Annotated in this window: 3 protein-coding genes; 2 read left to right on the top strand and 1 reads right to left on the bottom strand. The window is 69.4% G+C overall.

Features of this window, described 5'->3' with window-relative positions:
• The coding region (locus ACFWF3_RS22120; protein ID WP_379315106.1) for an amidase family protein at window positions 1-1,001 on the bottom strand (1,001 nt) is incomplete at its 3' end.
• Window positions 1,002-1,153: 152 nt separating this feature from the next.
• Here ACFWF3_RS22120 and ACFWF3_RS22115 point away from each other — a divergent pair.
• Entirely contained in the window at window positions 1,154-3,559 is a 2,406-nt protein-coding gene (locus tag ACFWF3_RS22115; RefSeq protein WP_379315105.1) for a protein kinase, read from the top strand.
• A gap of 51 nt (window positions 3,560-3,610) precedes the next feature.
• Complete coding sequence (locus ACFWF3_RS22110; RefSeq protein ID WP_379315104.1) at window positions 3,611-5,581, top strand: protein kinase; 1,971 nt, start codon at window positions 3,611-3,613, stop codon at window positions 5,579-5,581.
• Window positions 5,582-5,607: the final 26 nt, after the last annotated feature.

Genomic DNA, 5,607 nt, shown 5'->3' with positions numbered 1-5,607 from the left:
CCGGGGGGGGCCCCGCGCCCCCCACCCCCCCGCGCGGTGTCGCGGTTGGCCGTACCCAGGGGGCCCCCCGGGGCCCCGCCCCCCGCCGCGCGCCCCCCGGGGGGCCCCCCCGCCGCCGTCCAATGCCGATCCATCCGGACCAGACGCGACGGCGGAGCCACGGCCAGTCCGATGCGTAGTCGCTGCGGCTTGCGTAGTTCGGCCAGGTCGGAACGGCCTGCCAGCACCGACAGCGCCAGCGCCGCGTCCGACACCGTGGTCGCGAGGACGCCGTTCTCGGCCAGTCCCGCCCATGAATCGGCGCCGATCTGCGCGGGCACCACGTGTCTACCCGGCTTGATCCCGAAGACCCCGCATGCCGCGGCCGGCACCCGGATCGAGCCGAGACCGTCGTTGCCGTGCGCGATCGGCACGAGTCCGGCGGCCACCGCCGCGGCAGCACCACCCGAGGATCCACCCGTCGACCGGCCGACATCACGCGGATTGCGGGTGACGCACCCCGCGGAGTCGGTACTGGCCCACAAACCGAGCTCGGGCATCGCCGTCAACCCCACAACGATCGCGCCTGCGGCGCGCAGCCTGGCCACGACCGGGTGATCGACGCTCGCCGGTTCTGCGGAGGTGGCCGCCGAACCGGCCCGGGTCGGTTCGCCCGCCACCGCGATGTTCTGTTTCACCGCCACCGGCACACCGGCCAGCGGCAGCTCGTCGAGGTCTTGCCGGGCGGCCAGTTCCCGCGCTTCGGCCCTGGCCCGCTCGGCTCGCACCACCGTGAAGGCGTTGATCTTGCGATTCTCCGAACCGATTCGGGCGAGCGCGTCGGCGGTGACGTCGGCGGGCGTGATGGTGCCCGCACGGACCCGGGCGGCCAGTGCCGCGGCGGGGCCGCCGATGGGGTATTCGTCGGCAGGAGGGCGAGACGAGTCCATCGTCACCTCAGCGTCCGTTACGCCGTCGTCGTCGACGGACTCCCATGCTACCGCTGTGAGGTCTTCGTTCATCTGCGGATTCGCCCCCGTCGCATGGTCGTCGAAATTCGGGTGATCAGCTCTAGAGGCGCAAGTTATCATTTCAAGTACAGCTCTCCGGCGATGGCGGTGGGTGTGGCGGAATGAATTTCGCACCGATCCGCGCGAACTCTTTAGGTCGGTTGATGAGCGATAACACCGGAAGCGGGGAACAACCCGACGCAACGGCCGGTCGGGCCACGAATGTGCGCGTCGACATGGTCGAGGCGTTCGCCGCCGCGTGGGGCGCGGTCGACGAACGCCCGCCCGACATCGCCGAGTTCCTCCCCGACGCGGCCACCCTGCGCGCGCAGGCGCTGCACGAGCTGATCCGGGTCGACCTGCGCCATCGCTGGCTGCATCACGCCGGCACCGGCATCGACCGCAAGCGGCTGGTCAACTACTGCGCCGAGTTCCCCGAACTCGACGTTGCCACGCTGCCCGCCGGGCTGGTGTTCGAGGAATTCGTCATCCGCAGGCACAGCGGCGAACGTGTCGACCCGCGCGAGTGCCTGCGCGAGTACCCGGAGCAGGCGGCCAGTCTGCGCGGCCTGCTCAACACCGAGGAACTCGACCAGAGCACTCACCGGACCGACGATCCCGACGCGACGATGAACCAAACGGCGGACTCGACTCGTAGTACCCAGATGACCCGCCCGCAGCTCGACCTCACCGCGACCGCCACCTCGGCCGCGACGTCGTCGACGGACGCACTCTCGAATCCCGGCGCGTTCGAGCCGCTCGACCGCATCGAGATCGGCCAGCGCATCGGCGATTTCGAGCTGCTCACCGGGCTCGGTTCCGGTGCTTTCGCGCGTGTCTTCCTGGCCAGGCAGACGTCGATGCAGCGTCTGGTCGCGGTGAAGATCTCCGCCGACCGCGGCACCGAGCCGCAGACGCTGGCCCAGCTCGACCACGACTACATCGTGCGCGTGTTCGACCAGCAACTGATGGACACCGACTCGGCGCCCTCGGGTTCGCGGCGCCTGCGCCTGCTCTACATGCAGTTCCTGCCCGGCGGGACCCTGCTCGGTCTGCTGCGCTGGGTCCGCGCGACCCCACCCACCGAACGCAGCGGCAAACTGCTGCTCGACGCCGTGGACGCCGCCATGGAGGAGAAGGGCGAGATCCGCCCGACCGATTCGAGCGTGCGCGCCGAGATCGCCGCCCTGAGCTGGCCGGAAACGGTGGCCTGGCTGGGCAGGCGGCTGGCCGAGGCGCTCGACTACGCGTCCTCGCACGGTGTGCTGCACCGTGATGTGAAACCGGCGAATGTGCTGCTCACCGCCGAGGGCGTCCCGAAGCTCGCCGACTTCAACATCAGCTTCAGCCGCACCGTCGAGGGCACCAGCCCGGTGGCCTACTTCGGCGGTTCGCTGGCCTACATGTCGCCCGAACAGCTGGAGGCCTGTCACCCCGGCCTCAGCCGCACCGCCGCAGACCTCGACACCCGCAGCGATATCTACTCCCTCGGCGTGGTCCTGTGGGAACTGCTCACCGGTGCGAAGCCGTTCGACGACGACACCGCCGCGGCCGAGGGCCGGGGCGACGAAACCACCCTCGAGGCCATGCTCGAACGGCGGACCGGCGGCGTCGATCCCGCCGCGCTCGACCGGGTTCCGGCGAACTGCCCCGCTGCCCTGCGCCGGGTGCTGCTGACCTGCCTCGACCCGGACAGGTCGGGTCGCTGGGCCGAAGGCGCGGTGCTGGCCAAGCAGTTCGATCTGTGTCTGGACGCCCGGGCCCGTGACCTCGTCGACCCGCCGCCGAACAGCTGGCGGATGGTGTGGCGCAAGTGGCCGCTGCTGGTGATGATCTTGGCGATCGGCATCCCCAACGCCCTCGCCTCCTGGTACAACATCCAGCACAATCAGAATCTGGTGGTGAGTCGGCTCAGCGAGTCGGCCCAGCAATCGTTCGTCGTGATCACGGCGGGCGTGAACGTGGTCTTCTTCCCGCTGGGGGCCGCGGTGCTCATCTACCTCGCCCGTTTCGTGCTCTCCGTGCCGCGCGGCCTTCGCCATGGCCGCCGTTACGACCCACAGATTCTGCGCCGCACCAGACACGACACCTTGCGCATCGGCGACCGGGTGGTGATCGTGGTGTTCTCGCTGTGGGCGATCTCCGGACTCACCTTCCCGATCGCGCTGCAATTGGCCGCCGGCGATGTCCCCGGCCACGCCGTGGTCCATTTCCTCGCATCCCTGCTGGTCTGCGGGGCGATCGCCGTCGCCTACCCGTTCTTCCTCGTGACGTTCTACCTGGTCCGCTGCATCTACCCGATCTTCCTTCGCCACGGCGAGATCAGCACCGACGACAGCACCTGGCTGCGCGAGCTGAGCCGCCGCTGCACCTGGTACCTCGCGGTGGCCGCCTCGGTCCCCCTCCTCGCCGTCGCGGGCGTCACCTTCCTCCCGCCCGGTGATATCCCGGCCGTGATCGTCGCCGTCCGGGTGCTCTGCGTCGGCGGCATCGTCGCCTTCATCGGCTCCTACCTGCTCTTCCGCGCACTCGAAGCCGATCTGAAAGCCCTGGAACGCGTCGTCAGCTGACGATCTCCGGCGTGGATGAACCTCCGTGCGGGTCCGCGCGTATGACCCGTCGTGAGCTCGACTGTCATCACCGAGGCGACCCGCCCCTCGCTCGACCGCACCGCCACCATGCACTCCACCGATCGCCGCGGGCTCGACCGGTTCGAGGTGGGCGACCGCGTCGGCGACTTCGAGCTGCTGACCGAGCTCGGCGTGGGCGCGTTCGCCCGGGTCTTCCTCGCCAGGCAACGGTCGATGCAACGTCTGGTCGCGGTGAAGATCTCCGCCGACAGCGGCACCGAGCCGCAAACCCTGGCCCAGCTCGACCACGACTACATCGTGCGCGTGTTCGATCAGCTCGTCCTCGATCCACCCGGCGACGGGTCGCCCCGGCTGCGCCTGCTGTACATGCAGTTCCTGCCCGGCGGGACCCTGCTCGGCCTGCTGCGCTGGGTCCGCGCGACCCCGCCCGCCGAACGCGACGGTCGGCTCCTGCTCGACGCGATCGACGCGGCGATGACGGAGAAGGGCGAGATCCGGCCGGCGGATTCGAGCGTGCGGCGCGAGATCGCCCACCTCAGCTGGCCCGACACCGTGGCCTGGCTGGGTCGGCGCCTGGCCGCGGCACTGGATCACGCGGCCGATCGGGGTGTGCTGCACCGTGACGTGAAGCCGGCGAATGTCCTGCTCACGGCCGAGGGCGTGCCGAAGCTCGCCGATTTCAACATCAGCTTCAGCGAGACCGCGGGCACCAGCCCGCTCTCGTATTTCGGCGGGTCGCTGGCGTACATGTCACCCGAGCAGCTCGAGGCCAGCCATCCCGGCTACGACCGCAGCGCCGCCGACCTCGAAGCACGCTCCGATCTCTTCTCACTGGGTGTGCTGCTGTGGGAACTGCTCACCGGCACCAAGCCGTTCGACGACACCGGCGCCGACGACCCCGACTGCGGCGATCGAACCAGACTCGAAGCGATGCTCTCCGCACGCAGCACGGGCGTCAGTAATTCCGCGCTGCAGCAACTCCCGCCGGACTGTCCGCCCGCACTCCGCCGGGTGCTGCTGCGTTGCCTCGAGCCGGACCGAAACGACCGCTGGCCCGACGGCACCGTCCTCGCCGAACAGTTCGACCTCTGCCTGGACCCGCGCGGCAGAGACCTGGTCGACCCGCCTGCCGGTTCCTACCGAATTCGCTTGCGGCCCTTCATGGTTGCGCTGATGACACTGGCGATCGCGGTACCCAACGCACTCGCCGTGAAATACAAGACCTGGCAGAACTCCGGCCTGCTGGTGCAGCGGCTCGAGCCCGCCGCTCGCGAAGCGCTGCACATAGTCTCGGTGGTGACCAACGTGATAGCTTTCGCGCTCGGCGCGGTGATCCTGGTCTATTTGTCCCGCCACGCGATCCTGGTTCCACGCGCGTTACGGGCCGGGCGGCGCGTGAGTACCGCGACGTTGGGCCTGGCAAGCAGGCAATCGCTGTACCTGGGTGACCGGGCGGTTGTCGTCGCCCTGTTGTTCTGGGTCACCGCGGCCGCGATCCTGCCCGCCACGGTGAAGGTGAGCACCGGTGAGCTGGAGACGCGCACCACGGTGCAATTTCTGACGTCGAACGCCATCGGTTGCGCCGTGGCGGCGACCTACGCGTTCTTCCTCATCACCTTCTACATGGTCCGCTGCGCCTACCCGGCCTTCCTGCAGCAAGGCCACCGGTTCCACACCGATGCCGCGGCGCTGCGCGGACTCCTGCGGCGCTGCGGCTGGTATCTGGCGGTCGCCGCGTCCATCCCGCTGATCGCGATGGTCGCCATCACCTTGCTGCCCACCGAGGACCTGCTGCCGACCATGGTCTCGCTGCGTGTGGTCTACCTCGGCAGCGTCGTGGCCTTCCTCGGCTCGTACGCGCTGTTCCGTGCGATCGACGCCGATATCCGGGCCTTGATCAGAGTCGTCGATCCCCAACCCCGACCGCCCCGACCTCGAGGAGGGGCCGCCGACGCAGTCGGCGGTTCGCGCCCGTCCCGCCGATCAGGTGCCGTTGCGTAGGCGACGAAGGAGCAAGCAGCGGTACC

The organism is Nocardia sp. NPDC060220 (assembly GCF_042727815.1).
Taxonomy (GTDB): domain Bacteria; phylum Actinomycetota; class Actinomycetes; order Mycobacteriales; family Mycobacteriaceae; genus Nocardia.
The sequence above is the reverse complement of the archived record's forward strand: the minus strand, read 5'-3'. Positions and strand labels throughout refer to the sequence as shown.